Origin of the sequence: Streptomyces sp. KM273126 (assembly GCF_004337435.2) — a bacterium.
GTDB classification, from domain to species: Bacteria; Actinomycetota; Actinomycetes; order Streptomycetales; family Streptomycetaceae; genus Streptomyces; species Streptomyces acidicola.
This window is the reverse complement of sequence record NZ_SJXB02000001.1, coordinates 3,163,203-3,178,958: the sequence shown is the minus strand read 5'-3', so window position 1 is coordinate 3,178,958 and position 15,756 is coordinate 3,163,203. Positions and strand designations below refer to the sequence as shown.

The following is a 15,756-nucleotide window of genomic DNA, read 5'->3' as shown; positions in this document are numbered from 1 at the left end:
CTGCGCCGTTTCCGCGGTTTCGTTCCGCTGGAACGAGGTGTCTGGACCAGGGAACATGCGGCATGGATGGTGCGCTAGCTCAGCAGGTCGGGCTCGCTTCTGCTGATGTCCTGCCACAGGGGCTGGTAATTGATCCACGCCACCAGGTCGCCGCCGAGTTGCTCCCGTGTGGCCACCGCCTGCCGGTGGCCGATGAGCACGGGCCGTCCCGCAGCCTTCGCGGTCAGCTGGACCTGGGCCGACCGCTCCATCGACAGGAACCACCAGGCCGCCGCGTCCACCGAGTTGCCGACCGTCAGTAACCCGTGGTTGCGCAGGACCAGGGCCTTGCGGCTGCCGAGCGCGGACGCGATCCGGCGGCCCTCGTCGGCGTCGACGGCGACACCGGTGTACGCGTCGTAGAGCGCGTGGTCCTCGTAGAACGCGCAGCTCTCCTGGGTGATCGGGTCCAGCAGTTCGGCTAGCGCCGAGAGGGCGCGGCCGTGCACCGAGTGACAGTGGGCGACCGCGACGACGTCCGGGCGGGCGGCGTGCACCTGGGCGTGCACGGTGAACGCCGCCTGGTTCACGTGGTAGCGACCGTGGATCACCTGCCCCTCGGCGTTCGCCATGACCAGATCACTCACCGTGACGTGCTTGAACGGCATCCCGAACGGATTGACCCAGAAGCAGTCGCTGAACTCCGGGTCGCGGGCGGTGATGTGTCCGGAGACCCCGTCCTCGAACCCGAGCCGCCCGAAGACCCGCAGTGCCCCGGCCAGCCGTTCCTTGCGGTGCCGGCGCTCGTCGTCCAGCGAGTCGTGCATCGGCGGCATGGCGAACTGCAGCTGGTCGGTGGGTAGGGGCAGGGGCGGTGTGGGCCCGTGCATATGTCCTCCAGCACTGGGTTCCTGTACGGAGCGGAAGTTACCCTCAGTCCCCGTAAGAGGACAGGGCCGTCGAGTGAAGAGTGTGCGCAACCGTTACGGAAGTCACGGAAGCGCACCGCGCCTCACGACGCCGCCCCTCACGACGCCGCCGCCACGCCGTCGCCCCACGACCTGGCCCCCGTGCCCTCGCCCCGCGCCCTCACCGCCACGACAAGAGATCCGGAATACGCGACAGAAGGTGTCGGGTATGAGGGCCAGACTCGCCGTATGAACCACATCGATGTGAACACGGGTACGAACTGGGCCGCCTTCGCCGGCGCCGAACCCGACCTCGCCGGAACCATCGAGGAGCGCTTCGGCGCCTTCACACACCACGTCCTCGCGACGCTCCGCAAGGACGGTTCGCCGCGCACGACCGGGCTCGAGGTCCGTTTCCTGGGCGGTGAGCTGTGGCTCGGCATGATGCCGGACTCGCTCAAGGCGCTCGACCTGAGGCGCGATCCGCGGTTCGCGATCCAGGCGAATCCGGGCTCGGGTACGGAGATGAGTGGCGGCGACGTACGGATCAGCGGGCGGGCGATCGAGGTCGAGGACCAGGAGACGAAGGCCCGCTACACGCGAGAGGTGGAACCGCCGGAGCCGTTCCACCTCTTCCGCACCGAACTGACGGAGGTCGTACGGACCTACATCGAGGACGACAAGTACCTGGTCGTCCAGGTCTGGAAGCCCGGAGAGCCGGTGCGCACGCTCAAACGGACCTGATCTTCAAACGGTCCTGAGCCTCAAACGGACCTGAGTCCCAGAAAACCCGAAGGGGCTCACTCCCACTCGATGGTCCCCGGCGGCTTGCTCGTCACGTCGAGGACGACCCGGTTGACGTCCTTGACCTCGTTCGTGATGCGGGTGGAGATGCGGGCGAGGACGTCGTACGGCAGGCGCGACCAGTCGGCCGTCATCGCGTCCTCGCTCGACACGGGGCGGAGCACGATCGGGTGGCCGTACGTGCGGCCGTCGCCCTGGACGCCGACGCTGCGTACGTCCGCGAGCAGCACCACGGGGCACTGCCAGATGTCGCGGTCGAGGCCGGCGGCCGTCAGTTCCTCGCGGGCGATGGCGTCGGCCTCGCGAAGCAGGTCGAGGCGGTCCTTCGTGACCTCGCCGACGATACGGATACCGAGGCCCGGGCCCGGGAACGGCTGACGCTGGACGATCTCGTCCGGCAGGCCGAGCTCCTGGCCGACCATGCGGACCTCGTCCTTGAAGAGCTTGCGGAGCGGCTCGATGAGCTCGAACTCCAGATCCTCGGGGAGGCCGCCCACGTTGTGGTGGGACTTGATGTTGGCGGTGCCGGTGCCACCGCCGGACTCGACCACGTCCGGGTAGAGGGTGCCCTGGACGAGGAACGCCACCTCGGGGCCCTCGTCCGCGATGATCTCCGCCTGGGCCTGCTCGAAGACCCGGATGAACTCGCGGCCGATGATCTTCCGCTTCTCCTCGGGGTCGGTGACCCCGGCGAGCGCCTTGAGGAAGCGCTCCTCGGCGTCGACGACCTTCAGCTGGACGCCGGTGGCCGCGACGAAGTCCTTCTCGACCTGCTCGGTCTCGTCCTTGCGCATCAGGCCGTGGTCGACGTACACGCAGGTCAGCTGGGAGCCGATGGCCCTCTGCACGAGGGCTGCGGCGACCGCCGAGTCCACGCCGCCGGAGAGGCCGCAGATCGCGCGCCTGGTGCCGACCTGCTCGCGGATGGCCGCGACCTGCTCCTCGATCACGTTGCCGGTGGTCCAAGACGGGGTGAGACCCGCGCCCCGGTACAGGAAGTGCTCCAGGACCTGCTGGCCGTGCGTGGAGTGCATGACCTCGGGGTGGTACTGGACGCCGTACAGCTTCTTCTCGTCGTTCTCGAAGGCAGCGACCGGGACGACGTCCGTGGAGGCCGTGACGGTGAAGCCCTCGGGGGCGGCGCTGCACGCGTCGCCGTGGGACATCCACACCGACTGCTCGCCCGGGGTGCCCTCGAAGAGGGTGGAGCCCGGCTTGGAGACGTGGAGGGGCGTACGGCCGTACTCGCGCGCGCCGGTGTTGTCGACCGTGCCGCCGAGGGCCTGGGCCATCAGCTGGAAGCCGTAGCACATGCCGAAGAGTGGGACCCCGGACTCGAAGATCTCGCGGTCCAGACGGGGGGCGCTCTCGGCGTAGACCGACGAGGGGCCGCCGGAGAGGATGATCGCCGCCGGGTTCTTGGCGAGCATCTCCGCGACCGGCATGGTGCTCGGCACGATCTCGCTGTAGACCCGGGCCTCACGGACTCGGCGGGCGATGAGCTGGGCGTACTGCGCGCCGAAGTCGACGACCAGGACGGTGTCGGGGGTGGCGGCAGCGGGGGTCGCTGATGACACGGGGTGCCTTCCGGCGGTTGGGCGGGGGTCTGTGCTGCCGAGTCTAACCGGGGGTGTTGATCGGGGGTGCCTGCGCCGGTTTTTGGACCCCGCCGCCCCTGCCCCTCCCATCCACGTCCCAGCCCCCAGGGGCTCCACCCCTTCGACCCCGACCCAGGGGCTCCGCCCCCTGCCCCCGTTTCCTCAAACGCCGGAGCGGCTGGAGCGTGCGGGGAGGCGCTGGCCTGGGTTTTCACCCCCATCCCACCTGCACCATCTGACCTGCACTATCTGGCCTCCACCATCTGACCTGCACCATCTCACCATCCGAACCCACTTGGTCCCCGCCCCCATCCAGGGCCATACTGCTCGCATGCTCAAGCACCAGACGTTCGTCTTTACCTATGGCAACCGGCCCACCGGCTGCCATGGTCGTGCTGCTTGAGCAACTGACAAGCGACTTCCCAGGCGCCCCGGGCCGACAAGGCCCGGGGCGCCTCGTCGTTTCCGGGTCCTGCCGCTCCGGGGCATCCATGACGAACACGGAACAAGGAGCCCCAGCGATGACCGCCACCACGCCCACCATGCCCACCTCCACCGAGAAGACCGGCGCCCGCACCGAGGAAGCGGCCGATGTGATCACGGGCGCACGCGAACGCATCGATGCTCTGGACGACCGGATCATCGGGCTCGTCCAGGAACGGATGGCCATCTCAGCGGTCATCCAGGACGCCCGCATCGCCTCCGGCGGCCGCCGCGTGAACCTCTCCCGCGAGATGGAGATCCTCACCCACTACAGCGAGGCCCTCGGCAAGCCCGGCACCTCCCTCGCCATGACCTTGCTGGAACTGTGCCGGGGCCGCATCTGAACCACCCCCTGCACCGGCGCACCACCCGGCACGCGAGCCGGCGCACGCCCGTCCGCACCCCCCTCTCACCCGGACGGCGCGTGACCGCCGTACGGCACGTCTCGTTGGTCCCGGTGTCCGCGCCAGCCAGGCGCGGGTCCGAAAGAACCACGCGTGGCTCCGCTGGGGCGATGAGGCGTACGGATCGTGCTGTGCGCCGTGGGACCTCGCTCCAGGGTCGTGACCGGACGGCAGGGGACAGCAGCCCGGTCACCCAAGAGAACGGTCGGCTTCGGGGACGCCCGGAGCCGATCGGCGGAATCTGTTCAAGGGTGGTCGAAACGGTTGCGGAGGCCGTGCCCCATCCAGCACGATGCAGGGACAGCCCGCACCGCACAACCGCACTGCACAGTCCGACTGCCAAAGGTCGAGACCACGCACGCTCCCCCAGTGCGCCAAGGCGCCGACCGGCGGTCGGCACACCGAGAACCAATCAAACACCGAGAACCAATCAAGCGGCGCAACCCCCCGGCGCCGCTTCCCAAGCACCGGCGCTGCCCTGACGCCGGTGCTGACTCCGAAGAGCCCCGCGGGACGCACCCCGCGGGGCTCTTCGCCGTCCGGCCCGCGGAACACCGAGCCGATCGACCGAGCGTTTTCCGCTTCGGCTCAGCCCGACACCTTCTCCGGCTTCGTCAGTTTCGTCAGTTTCGTCAGTTTTGTTAGCTTTGTCAGCTGCGCCTCGATCACCTCAGCCGGCACCTGCACCTTGTCCGCGTCGAGGTTCATCGCGTAGAACGCCGCAAGCGTCGACCCGCTGCGGACAATCGTGAAAGTCATCGGCACGTCGGTGCCCTCGATGGAGCTCGTCAGCTTGAACGAGGCCGCCTCGTCGCCCTGCTTGGGAGCGGGCAGGGCCTTGACGCCGCTGTGCTTGTAGTCGGCGTGCTCGTAGACGGTGCACGACTTCGACTTGGCGCGCAGGTCGGCGATCACCTTCTCGGCGTCGCTCTGCTCGTACGCGAGCAGAGCGAGCGAGACGACCGTCGCGTCGAGCTCGTTCCTGGCGGTGAGGGTGCGGGCCGCGCGGGCCTCGGCCCTCGGGGTGGAGGTGAAGAAGAACATGTCCGCGATCGACTGACAGGCGGCCGGCTCAGCGGGCACGGACTCGGCGGGGATGTCCCCCTCGGGCGTCTTCGCGATCTTGTAGCTCCTGGCGTCACCGCTCGCGAGAGCGGCCTTCTCCAACTGGGCCTCGGTCAACGGGCCCTGGCCGGCGCTGCCCGCACCACTGCCGCCGGCTCCGCCCTCGCCGCCCTTCTCCTCGTCTGCGGCCTTGGTGGCTGCCTCGGCGGTGCCAGACCCCGTCGGCTGCTCCACGGCGTCACCCTTGTCGCCGCCCCCACCGCACGCCGCGGTGAATCCCAGTGCGGCCACGACCGAGACGGCCACAGCTGCCCGCGACATCCTTGACTTCACGTTCCCCCACCTTCGGCTCCGGCGCACGCCTGCACACCTCGCATGCGGCCTCGCATGCGCCCCACAAGACTCGGACAGTTTCATGCGAGTCGGCGCACATCACATCATGTACGCGACATCGCAGTATGAGGGCATGAGGCATGGGGGCATGAGGCATGGGGGCATGGGGGCATGGGGGCATGACAGCGTCGCCATATCGCGCCATGCCCCTGACCTCCATCCGCATGTGACCCAACACACATAAGGATTCTGTGAAGTCGGACGCAACCCTTCTCAGATCTCGGGGGTCACATGTGTGCAGAAACCAACAGCCATGCCCGCGGTCCGCGGTGTGGCCGCCACCCCCCGCCCCGCACTCGTATGAGGTCTCGATGAAGCTTCGCCGCACTCTGGCCACGGCGGCCACGACGGCAGTCCTTGCGCCGCTGGCCCTGCTGTCGGCCCCGGCCGCGTTCGCCGAGGAGCCGTCGACCTCGAGCGAGACCCCGAGCGCGAGCGCGCCCGAGGCCCCGCCCGAGTCCACCCCCGAGACGACGCCGGAGAGCACTCCGCCCACCACGACCTCGGAGCCGGAGGCCACCCCCTCCACGTCCGCGCCGGCGACCGAGGAAGAGGAGGAAGAGGGCGAGACGGACCCGACCGAGTCCCAGACCCCGACGACCACCCCGTCCCAGTCGAGCGAGCCGGAGGACCCCTCCGACCCCGAGATCCCGTTCTGCGAGGAACTGGACGAGGACTACGGCGACGCCAAGGTGTCCGCGCAGGTCAAGGGCCTGCCCGGCAAGATCGTCGCGGGCAGCGGCGCCCACTCGTTCCAGCTGGTCGTCACGAACGACAGCAGCGTGGACATCAACGGCGTCGCCTTCTACGCCGAGATCGAGAACTACGAACTGGACGAGGACAAGTTCCTCAGCCCCTACATCGACCTAGAGTTCAAGAACCCCGAGGACGGCAAGTGGACCCGGATCGGGAACGACGAGTGGGCCGGTGACTACTTCGCCTACGTCGACGAACTGAAGGCGAAGGCGAGCCAGAAGTTCGACCTGCGCGTCAGCATCGACGCGAAGGCGCCCGCGGGCGACGCCTGGTCCTTCGGTTCCGGCGCCTACCTCGACAAGGTCAACGACCAGGACTGCATCGCCGAGGGCTGGGCTCAGTACGACTTCGAGGTGCTGAAGGCCGGCTCCGAGAACCCGAACCCGGGTGAGGCCGGCCCGAGTGACCCGGGTGACAAGGGCAAGGGCGAGAAGGACTCCGTGAAGAAGCCGCAGGGCGATGTCTCCGAGCTGCCGAACGGCAACCTCGCCGAGACCGGGTCGAGCTCCGCGCTGCCGGTGATCGGCCTCGTGGGCGGCATCGCCGTCGTCGCGGGTGCGGGCGCCGTGTTCCTGGTCCGCCGCCGCAAGGGTGCGGACGCCGTCGCCTAGGACCACCGCGAGCCGCGTAAGCATCACGCCTCGCACAAACAAGAAGGACCCGCGCTCGGAGGGGAGCGCGGGTCCTTCTCGTCCTGCATCTCTTCTTCCGCGGATTCCAGTACTCCGCTGCTGACTCTGCTTTCTCTTCTTTCTCTGCTGCGCTGCTTCCGCTGCTGACTCTGCTTCCTCTACTTCTTCGGCGGTACCGTCGGCACCCCCAGGAAGGGCAGCCGCAGTGCCCCGAACGCGTTCTCCGGGACCGCCGGGTGCCGTGGCTCCACCGGCTTCAGCCGCTCGTACGCGGCACCCGGGGCCGGACGCGGGTCGGCCTCGCCCTTGTTGGGCCAGTACGACATCGCGCGCTCGGCCTGGGCGGTGATGGTGAGCGACGGGTTCACGCCGAGGTTCGCCGAGACCGCGGCGCCGTCGACGACCGAGATGCCCGGGTGTCCGTACAGCCGGTGGTACGGGTCGATCACGCCCTCCTCGGGGGACGCACCGATCGGGCAGCCGCCCAGGAAGTGCGCGGTGAGCGGGGTGCCCATCAACTCGCCCACGTTGCTGCCGGCGAAGCCGTTGATCTCGGTGGCGAGGGCGGAAGCGGCCTCCGTGGCGGCCCTGATCTGCTTGGGATTGGGGGCACCGTGACCCTGGCGTGCCGTCAGCAGGCCCTTCCCCAGGCCCTTGTCCTTCAGGTACGTGGTCAGGGAGTTGTCCAGCGACTGCATCACCAGGCCGATGATGGTCCGCTCCGACCAGCTTCGGTTGGACAGCGAGCGGACCACGAGCCAGGGGTGCCGTGCGGCGTGCGCGAGCCAGCCCAGAGCCCTCGACGAGCCCTCCGCGTACGGCACCTGGAGGATGGACAGGCCGCCCATCGCGTTGGAGCCCTTGCCGTAGCGGACGGGTTCGATGTGGGTGTTCTCGTCGGGGTGGATCGAGGACGTGATGGCCACGCCCCGCGTGAAGTCGGCCCGGGGAGCGCCGTGCGCCTTGCGGTAGCGCCGGTTGTCGGTCTGCGCGCCCACCAGCGCCTCGGAGTTGGTACGGGTGAGCATGCCCAGCCTCGGCGAGAGGTACGGCAGTTGGCCGCCCGCCTTCATGCGGTGCAGCAGCGTCTGGGTGCCGTACGTGCCGGCTGCGAGTACGATGCGCCGCGCCTTGAAGACCCGCCCGACCTGGCCGTCTCGTCCCACCCGGCCGTTCCCGTTCACTTCCTCCTCCCCCTCCTCCCCTTCCTCCCTCTTCCTCTTCCCCTTCGCGTCCGTGGGGAGCGTCGTGACGGCGTATCCGCCCTGTGAGTCGTCGGTGACCGACACGACCGTCGTCATCGGATGGACGACGGCGCCCGCCTTCTCGGCCAGGTACAGGTAGTTCTCGTTGAGGGTGTTTTTCGCGCCGTGGCGGCAGCCCGTCATGCACTCGCCGCACTCGGTGCAGGCCCTGCGGGCCGGCCCGGCGCCGCCGAAGTACGGGTCGGCGACCTCCTCGCCGGGCCCGGCCTTCACCGTGCCCTCCGCGTCCTCGCCGTCCCCGAAGAACACGCCCACGGGCGCCAGGTGGAAGGTGTCGCCGACGCCCATCCGCTCGGCCGCTGCCTTGAGGTGCACGTCCGAGGGGGTCATCGTCGGGTTGAGCCGTACGCCGAGCATGCGCCGGGCCTGGTCGTAGTAGGGCTGCAGCTCCTTCTGCCAGTCGGTGATGTCCTTCCACTGCGGGTCCTCGAAGAACTGCTTCGGCGGCACGTAGAGGGTGTTGGCGTAGTTGAGGGAGCCGCCGCCGACTCCGGCGCCCGCGAGCACCATCACGTTGCCCAGCAGGTGGATGCGCTGGATTCCGTACATGCCCAGCCTGGGCGCCCAGAGGTAGTTCTTCAGGTCCCAGGAGTTCTTCGGCAGTGTCTCGCGGGTGAAGCGGCGGCCCGCTTCCAGCACGCCGACCCGGTAGCCCTTCTCGGTCAGGCGCAGGGCGGTGACGCTGCCGCCGAAGCCGGAGCCGACCACGATGACGTCGTAGTCGTATGCGGAGTACTCCTGGGGCACGTGCTCTCTCCTCGTCGGGTGTGCGGTGCGGGGCCGTCCGTGGTTGCTCGCGCCCACACGGCAGAGCCGCATGGTTCCGGGTTTCCAACGCCCCGCGCCCTTGTCGGGGCGCGCCTAGCGCAGCCTCAGCGCCTTCATCACCCTCAGGCTCCGGCTCATGAACGCCGCGTACTTCTCGTCGTCCATCCCCAGCGCCGGCGCCATCGGCAGCACCCGCTGCTGGGCGATCGTCTGGGCCTCGGTGTACTTGAGGATGCCCTCGGAGCCGTGGCGGCGGCCGAGGCCGGAGTCCTTCATGCCGCCCATGGGCGACTGGACGCTGCCGTACGCGGAGGCGTAGCCCTCGTTGACGTTGACCGTGCCGGTGCGCAGCCGGGAGGCGACCTCGCGGCCGCGCCTGCCGTCCTGTGTCCAGACGGACGAGTTCAGGCCGTACGCCGTGGAGTTGGCGAGCTCGACGGCCTCGTCCTCGTCCTTGAAGCGGTAGACGGAGACGACCGGGCCGAAGGTCTCCTCGGCGCACACGGCCATGGGGGCCTCGACGCCCTCCAGGATGGTCGGCTCGTAGAAGTACGGGCCGATGTCCGGGCGGGCCACGCCACCGGCGAGGACCTTCGCGCCTTTGGCGACGGCCTCCTCCACGTGCCGCGTGACGGTCTCCAGCTGCCGCTCCCCCACCAGCGAGCCCATGTCGGCGCCGTACGCGAGGGACGTGCCGAGCCGCATGGCCCTGGTGCGGGCGGCAAACCGCTCCACGAAGGCGTCGGCGATCGACTCGTGGACGTACAACCGCTCGATCGAGATGCAGAGTTGACCGGCTGAGGAGAAGCAGGCCCGGACGGCACCGGCCGCGGCCTTCTCGATGTCGGCGTCCTCCAGCACCAGCATGGCGTTCTTGCCGCCGAGTTCGAGGGACACCCCGACGAGCCGGGCGGCGGCGCCCTGGGCGACCTCGCGGCCGGTGCGGGTGGAACCGGTGAACGAGACGTAGTCAGCGTGCCTGACGACCTCCGGGCCGACCACCGGGCCGTCGCCGATGACGACCTGGAAGACCTCGGCGGGCAGTCCGGCCTCGATGAGCAGGTCTCGGGCCCAGAGCGCGGTGAGGGCGGTCTCCGTGTCCGGCTTCATCACGACCGCGTTGCCCGCGACGAAGGCGGGGATCGCGTCGCCGACCGACAGCTCCAGGGGGTAGTTCCAGGGGGCGATCTGGCCGATCACGCCGCGCGGGTGGCGGAGTTCGGTGACGCGCGTGAGGGTGGGCATGGCGCCCGCGTGCCGCTTGGGCTTCAGGTACGACGCCGCCTTGCGCCCGTAGTGGCGGGCGGCCACGGCGACGGCCTGGATCTCCTCGTGCGCGTGCAGGCGGGCCTTGCCGGTCTCCAGCTGGATGAGGTCCAGCACCTCGGCCTGACGCTCCAGCACCAGGTCGTGGAAGCGGAGCAGGACGGCGGCGCGCTCCCGTATCGGCCTCTGGGCCCAGACGGCCTGCGCGCTGCGCGCCTGCTCGTAGGCGTGTCCCACGTCCTCGGGGGTGGACTCGGGCAGGTCGGCCAGCTTCTCACCGGTGAACGGCGTGTGGTTGGCGGTACGGCCGGAACCGGCCACCCCCTTGGTGAGCTGGGCGACCAGCTCCGGCGTGACCACGTCGGCGACGGTGCGGGTGCCCTGGGGGGCGGGCGCGAGCGGGTTGGTACCGGGGGTTGCGTCCATGCCGGTCTTCTCCGGGGCCTGCGAGTCCATCATGACGCGCAGAGTATGCCTGGGCGGAGCCTTTGGGTACCCGGCGGTAACAGGCTTTCACCAGGCGCGCACACCGCGCGGGCGAGCAGCGGCGGCGAATGCACTGCTCAGGACGCAGGTACGGTAATTGAAACACGTACGATGACGAACGATGACGACTTGATCACGTTGTGAGAATCTTCAGCCGGTCCCGGGCCCCTTTGAAGACCGCGGTTCCCCGCCGTGTCCGCCCCTCCAGTCGCCCCCGCCCTGGCGGCTCTTGGGCAGGGCGGTGCGGCCCACCGCGGCCGCGAGCTTGCGCAGTCGTCGCCAGTCCAGGGGCGGCTTGGTCTCCGGGACGCCGGGACGGCCCGCGGGGACCCGTACCCGCAGGGCCCCGGGCTCGATCCGGCACCGTACGGGCGTGGTCAGGACCAGCGCCTCGCCGTCGATGCCCACCTCGATCTCTGCCCGGTCGGCCTGGACGACGACCTCGTGGGCGGTGAGGACCGTGAGTCCGGGGGCGTTCGGCCCGAGCAGCAGGGCGGCGGCCTCGGCGGCGCTCTCGACCTTGACGCCGATCACGCCGAGCGCTCCGGAATCGAGCCGTTCCCGGCGCCCCAGGCCGGCGAGGTCGTCGCTCCGGTAGGGGTTGTTGCTCACGAGCACGGCCTGGGGCGCCTCGATGACGGTGTCCCTGGCGCTGGCGACGAGCCGCGACCCCCGCTGGTGGGTGAGCAGGTCGGGCAGCAGCTCCAGCGTCGTACCGATCTTGTCGTCCCGGTATTCCGGGCTCTGCACGACGGCGGCGTAGGCCCCGAACGAGGCGTTGTTGACGAAGGGGTGCGCCGCACCGCCCGTCGGTGTGTCGGCGAAGCCGAGGTCGACGCGGAGTTCGACGCCCGCGTCGGTGAGCGCGTCGAGGCAGGCGGCCGGATTGTCCCGGTCGAGGCCGAGGTCCATGGCGAAGTGGTTGCGGGTGCCTGCGGAGATGACGAGGAAGGGAATGTCGTGCTCCGCGGCGACGGCGGCGACGAGGGCCTGTGTGCCGTCCCCGCCGGCGACCCCGAGCAGATCGGCCCCGCGGTCGACGGCGTCCCGGGCGAGCGCGACGACGTCCTCGTGCCGTGCCGGGTCGAGCAGGTGGACGTGCGCCCCCAACTGCTCGGCCTTCTCCTTCAGCCCGAACCGCTCGACCTTCCCGCCCCCGGACCGCGGGTTCATGATGAGGAACGGCTGGGCGGGAGCGGGCGTCCGGTACGCGCGCACCCCCACGGCATGCGACCGGGTGGTGCTCAGAGCGAACTTCCCGGCCCAGACGGCGAGTCCCCACAGGGCAAGGGACACCACGACGACCCACAACAGATTGGCGGCGGCGAAGGCCCAGATGACGGCGGTCGGCGCGGCGACGGCGAGCAGCCCGGCACCGATCCGGGCGGCGCCCCGCCGGGTCAGGACCCACCAGAGCGCGGCAAGAGTGACCGCCACCCCGATCAGCACGCCCAGGAGGAGCAGCACACTCGTGGGCCCAGCTACCCCTAGAGGCAACAGCACGGAGAGGCCCGCGGCCCCGAGTGCGACACGGGCGGCCCAGCGTTGCCTGGCATGAGCCCGCCCGTCCAGATCAATGCCCACGTCCGTCTGCCTCTCCTGCGATCATGCCCTCGGCAGGGGGAATAGTAGAAGGAACGCACGCGCGCCGGAGGGCGATCACGAGCGTGCGGGACGGAACTCGTGTAGGTCCTCCGGCACTTGGTAGGTCTTCCGGTATTTGGATGTCCCCCGGAAAGCGTGCGAGGAGCGCGACGGTCATGCCGCCCAGGCCCCCAGCAGATCGCCCGGCTGCCAGCACACCGCGAGGTCCTCACGCACGCCCTTCGTCGGCGCAGTACGGGTGACGGCGACCGGCACAGCCCTCTCCGCCCCCGGGACCTGACGCGCGTGTTCGGCGAGTTCCGTGAGGTCGCGTGCGTCGAAGGGGGCGTCGTCCCGCCACTTCACCGAGCCGACGAAGCGCACGGCTCCGGCCACCGGCTCGCTGTCGGCGCCGATCAGGTCCACTTCCGGGTTGTTCTGGCGATTCCACCAGCCGCCCACCTCGGACACGTCGGGAAAGGTGTCGTCGGGCAGCAGCCGCACCAGTGCTTCCCGGACGACCGGTTCGATGGCCCGCCCGCGCCAGGACGGCCAGGACTTCTCGATGCGGGTCAGCGACTGGGCGCCTCGCCCCCGCTCGGCCTGGGCGACCGCGTTCTCCAGGTGGGCGAGCCAGAAACGGAGGTAGGTGTCGGCGATGCGGTACCGCTTCAGTTTGGGCGCCGGCCGAGTCGAGAGCGGCATGTCGACGGCCACGATCTTCTTGGCCTCGATGAGCTCGGTCAGTATCGGAGCGAGGGTCCCGTGGGCGAGCGGCTGCCCTCCGCTGCCACCGGTACGGGCCGCGATCCCCGAGAAGGTCCGCTCCCCGGAGCCGATGGCCCGCAGCACCCTGCCCGCCTGCAGTCGGGCGGGGAACTCGGCCGCGAGCGAGCGCTCTCCGGTGGTCAGCAGAACCGAGGACGGATCCTCCAACTGCCGTTCCAGATAGGCGGACAACGACTCTCCGGCCCGCCAGCCCGTGACGACCTCCGGGAAACCACCCGTGACGAGGTAGGCGTCGAAGGCGGACGCGGCATCCAGTTCCGTGGCGTCACGGACGTCCGCGGGGTTGAGCGGACCGACCGTGTACTGCCCGGCCCGCCCGTAGAACGGATGGTCGTAGGAGGTGAGCCGGTCCATCATCGCCAGGTCGGAGCCCAGCAGCAGGAGCAGCACGGGCCGGTCGGACAGGTGCATGTCCCAGGCCGTCTTGAGCGCGGCATCGAACCCCGGGTCAGCCTCTACGAGCCAGGGCACCTCGTCCAGTACGAGGATCGACGGTTCCCGCGCGGGCAACGCGGCCGCTACGGCTGCAAGGGAGCGCACCCAGTCCCCGGGAGGTGCGGCGTGGGCGAGCGCCTGGGCATGTTCCCGCAGCCCCTCCCCCTCGGCCACGGCGTCGAACAGTGCCTGCCGGGCAAGCGGCGCGGGTTGGCTTCTGGTCGCCTGGAAGAAGGCGTAGGGCACTCCGGACCGCGCACAGAACTCCTGCACCAACCGGGTCTTCCCGATCCTGCGCCGCCCTGTGAGGACCAGCGCCTGCCCCGCACTCCCACCGGAGGACGAGCGCACCTTGTCGAGCCAGGAATCCAGGATGCGCAGTTCACGACGGCGGCCGGTGAATGCCATGGGCGGCTCCGAAGTAGGACTCGGGCAAAGTTTGCGGTATTCCTACTTTACTGGCGCCCAGGGCGCCCCGCACGGGAAGCGCAGCGCGGGCCCCGGCACCTTCACTGCCGACCACGACAGCAGGAGCCCCTTGCGCCCCCTACACCAGCCTGAAGACGTTCACGCGGCAGCCACGGCCGCATTGACGCACCGCGCCCCCAGCTCACACCACAGCAGCTTCCCGCCCCGCCCGAAGAGATCGTCACCGAGGGGATAACCGCCCCAGGCATCCGCGTAGTGGCATACGAGGAACAGACCGCGCCCGCCGACCGCCTCAGCCGGAACGAGACTGAGCGAACCGGGCTGCCGCTGGTCAAAGGGAGGCGGGATGTGAGGGTTGGCGTCCCAGACGCTGACCCGCAGGCGATCGCCGCCGAAAGCACGGAGTCGGAGCAGCGCGGGCTCAGTGGAGTACTGATACGCGTTGGTCACCAGCTCGGACGTCAAAAGCTGGGCGATGTCCGCCAGTTGAGACATGCCGTGTCCTGCAAGTACAGCACGGAGGGTGACGCGGGCGATGCGAGGGGCGAGCGGATCGTGGGGTAGTTGGAGGGCGTAAGCCCAAGATGGGGATTCTTCGGACTCCGACGGCGATACGGTGACCACGAACGTCTCCTGCGATGGGGGAACTTGACTTGCTCGACGGCCCGGCCGGGCGGTGGCGTCGCCGAGCTTGGCGGAGTGCAGCGCGGTGCGCTTCCGGCTTGCATACGGGACCGGTTGAGCGGTTCGGCTTCACCGCACCGACACTCGTAGAATGGTTTCTACGGAATCTGCGGATGCATCCGACGTTCCACTCGTGTGGGTGACCACGCACCGGGCAACGCAAGGAGCGGAAAAACATGCCGCCACGGCAGACACCGACGGCACGCCAGATCCGCCTGGGAGCCGAACTACGCAAGCTGCGCGAGCGCGCGGGCCTCACCGCCCGCGCGGCCGGCGAGATGATCGGCGCCAACCAGGCGCGCATCAGCAACATCGAGACAGGACGCTTCGGCCTCAGCGAACAGCGCATCCGCACCCTCGCTCACAACTACGACTGCACCGACGGGGTCCTGATCGACGCGCTCGTAGCCATGGCGGCGCATCGCGAACGCGGCTGGTGGGAGGAGTACCGGGACACACTTCCACCCCGCTTCCTGGACGTCGCAGAGATGGAGCACCACGCGGTCGCCCTGCGCGTGGCCCAAGTCATCAACATCCCCGGCCTGCTCCAGATGCCGGAGCATGCACGTACCCTCTTCCGCCAGGTAGTCCCGGCGCTGCGCCCCCACGAGATCGAGTACCGCATCTCCCACCGCATCAAGCGTCAGGCGGTGTTGCACCGGGAGCAACCACCGCCATACACGGCGATCATCCACGAGGCAGCCCTACGCATGCGCTTCGGCGGTCGCGAGGTGGCCCGAGCCCAACTGGACCATCTCGTCAAGATGAGCCAGCAACCGCAGATCACCCTCCGGGTGATCCCCTTCGACGGAACCGCGTTCCCCACCGTCGGCCACGGGCTGGACTACGCTCACGGGCCCGTTCCCGAACTCGACACTGGTCAGCTCGATGCCGCCCATGGGAGTGAACTCATCGACGCTGTAGCACAGTTGACGAAGTACCGACTCATCCTGGACGGCATGGAGCGGGTCACACTCGAACCCGACGCTTCTCGCGACCTCATCCATCGCATCGCCCGAGACACCTGA

General features: G+C 69.5%; 12 protein-coding genes. 4 read left to right on the top strand and 8 right to left on the bottom strand.

The genetic code is table 11. The annotated features are described in order from the left end of the window. Positions 1-74 precede the first annotated feature (74 nt). Complete coding sequence (locus E0500_RS13720) at positions 75-869, bottom strand: class II aldolase/adducin family protein (RefSeq protein ID WP_131570469.1); 795 nt, start codon at positions 867-869, stop codon at positions 75-77. Between the two features lie 267 nt (positions 870-1,136). Here E0500_RS13720 and E0500_RS13715 point away from each other — a divergent pair, with 267 nt between their 5' ends. Further along, the gene (locus tag E0500_RS13715) at positions 1,137-1,631 is read left to right on the top strand and encodes a pyridoxamine 5'-phosphate oxidase family protein (RefSeq protein ID WP_131570467.1); all 495 of its coding nucleotides are present in this window, start codon (positions 1,137-1,139) and stop codon (positions 1,629-1,631) included. A 56-nt stretch (positions 1,632-1,687) separates the two neighbouring features. Here E0500_RS13715 and guaA read toward each other — a convergent pair whose 3' ends face one another. Further along, a complete protein-coding gene (gene guaA, locus E0500_RS13710) occupies positions 1,688-3,268 on the bottom strand; it encodes a glutamine-hydrolyzing GMP synthase (RefSeq protein ID WP_131570465.1) in 1,581 nt (526 codons plus the stop codon). Between the two features lie 542 nt (positions 3,269-3,810). On the opposite strand from guaA, the gene E0500_RS13705 reads away from it, so the two are divergent. Then, positions 3,811-4,116 carry a chorismate mutase gene (locus E0500_RS13705; protein ID WP_131567984.1) on the top strand — a complete coding sequence of 102 codons (306 nt, stop codon included), beginning with the start codon at positions 3,811-3,813 and terminating at the stop codon, positions 4,114-4,116. 648 nt (positions 4,117-4,764) lie between these two features. Here the strand turns inward: E0500_RS13705 and E0500_RS13700 are convergent. Beyond that, the gene (locus E0500_RS13700) at positions 4,765-5,574 is read right to left on the bottom strand and encodes a hypothetical protein (protein WP_309505051.1); all 810 of its coding nucleotides are present in this window, start codon (positions 5,572-5,574) and stop codon (positions 4,765-4,767) included. Between the two features lie 371 nt (positions 5,575-5,945). Between E0500_RS13700 and E0500_RS13695 the strand changes: the two genes are divergently transcribed. After that, the gene (locus E0500_RS13695) at positions 5,946-7,001 is read left to right on the top strand and encodes an LAETG motif-containing sortase-dependent surface protein (protein WP_131567982.1); all 1,056 of its coding nucleotides are present in this window, start codon (positions 5,946-5,948) and stop codon (positions 6,999-7,001) included. Between the two features lie 179 nt (positions 7,002-7,180). On the opposite strand, the gene E0500_RS13690 is transcribed toward E0500_RS13695, so the two are convergent. From E0500_RS13690 to E0500_RS13670, 5 genes are all read right to left on the bottom strand, one after another. Then, positions 7,181-9,034 (bottom strand): GMC family oxidoreductase, encoded by a 1,854-nt coding sequence (locus E0500_RS13690; protein WP_131567980.1) that lies wholly within the window; start codon positions 9,032-9,034, stop codon positions 7,181-7,183. A gap of 114 nt (positions 9,035-9,148) precedes the next feature. Further along, a complete protein-coding gene (locus tag E0500_RS13685; protein WP_131567978.1) occupies positions 9,149-10,780 on the bottom strand; it encodes a succinic semialdehyde dehydrogenase in 1,632 nt (543 codons plus the stop codon). 177 nt (positions 10,781-10,957) lie between these two features. Continuing rightward, positions 10,958-12,391, bottom strand: coding sequence for a diacylglycerol kinase family protein (locus tag E0500_RS13680; protein WP_131567976.1), 1,434 nt, complete (start codon positions 12,389-12,391; stop codon positions 10,958-10,960). A gap of 174 nt (positions 12,392-12,565) precedes the next feature. Further along, complete coding sequence (locus E0500_RS13675) at positions 12,566-14,023, bottom strand: ATP-binding protein (RefSeq protein WP_131567974.1); 1,458 nt, start codon at positions 14,021-14,023, stop codon at positions 12,566-12,568. A gap of 159 nt (positions 14,024-14,182) precedes the next feature. After that, positions 14,183-14,668, bottom strand: a complete 486-nt coding sequence (locus E0500_RS13670; RefSeq protein ID WP_131567972.1) for an ATP-binding protein — start codon at positions 14,666-14,668, stop codon at positions 14,183-14,185. Positions 14,669-14,904: 236 nt separating this feature from the next. Between E0500_RS13670 and E0500_RS13665 the strand changes: the two genes are divergently transcribed. Next, positions 14,905-15,756 carry a helix-turn-helix transcriptional regulator gene (locus E0500_RS13665; protein WP_131567970.1) on the top strand — a complete coding sequence of 284 codons (852 nt, stop codon included), beginning with the start codon at positions 14,905-14,907 and terminating at the stop codon, positions 15,754-15,756.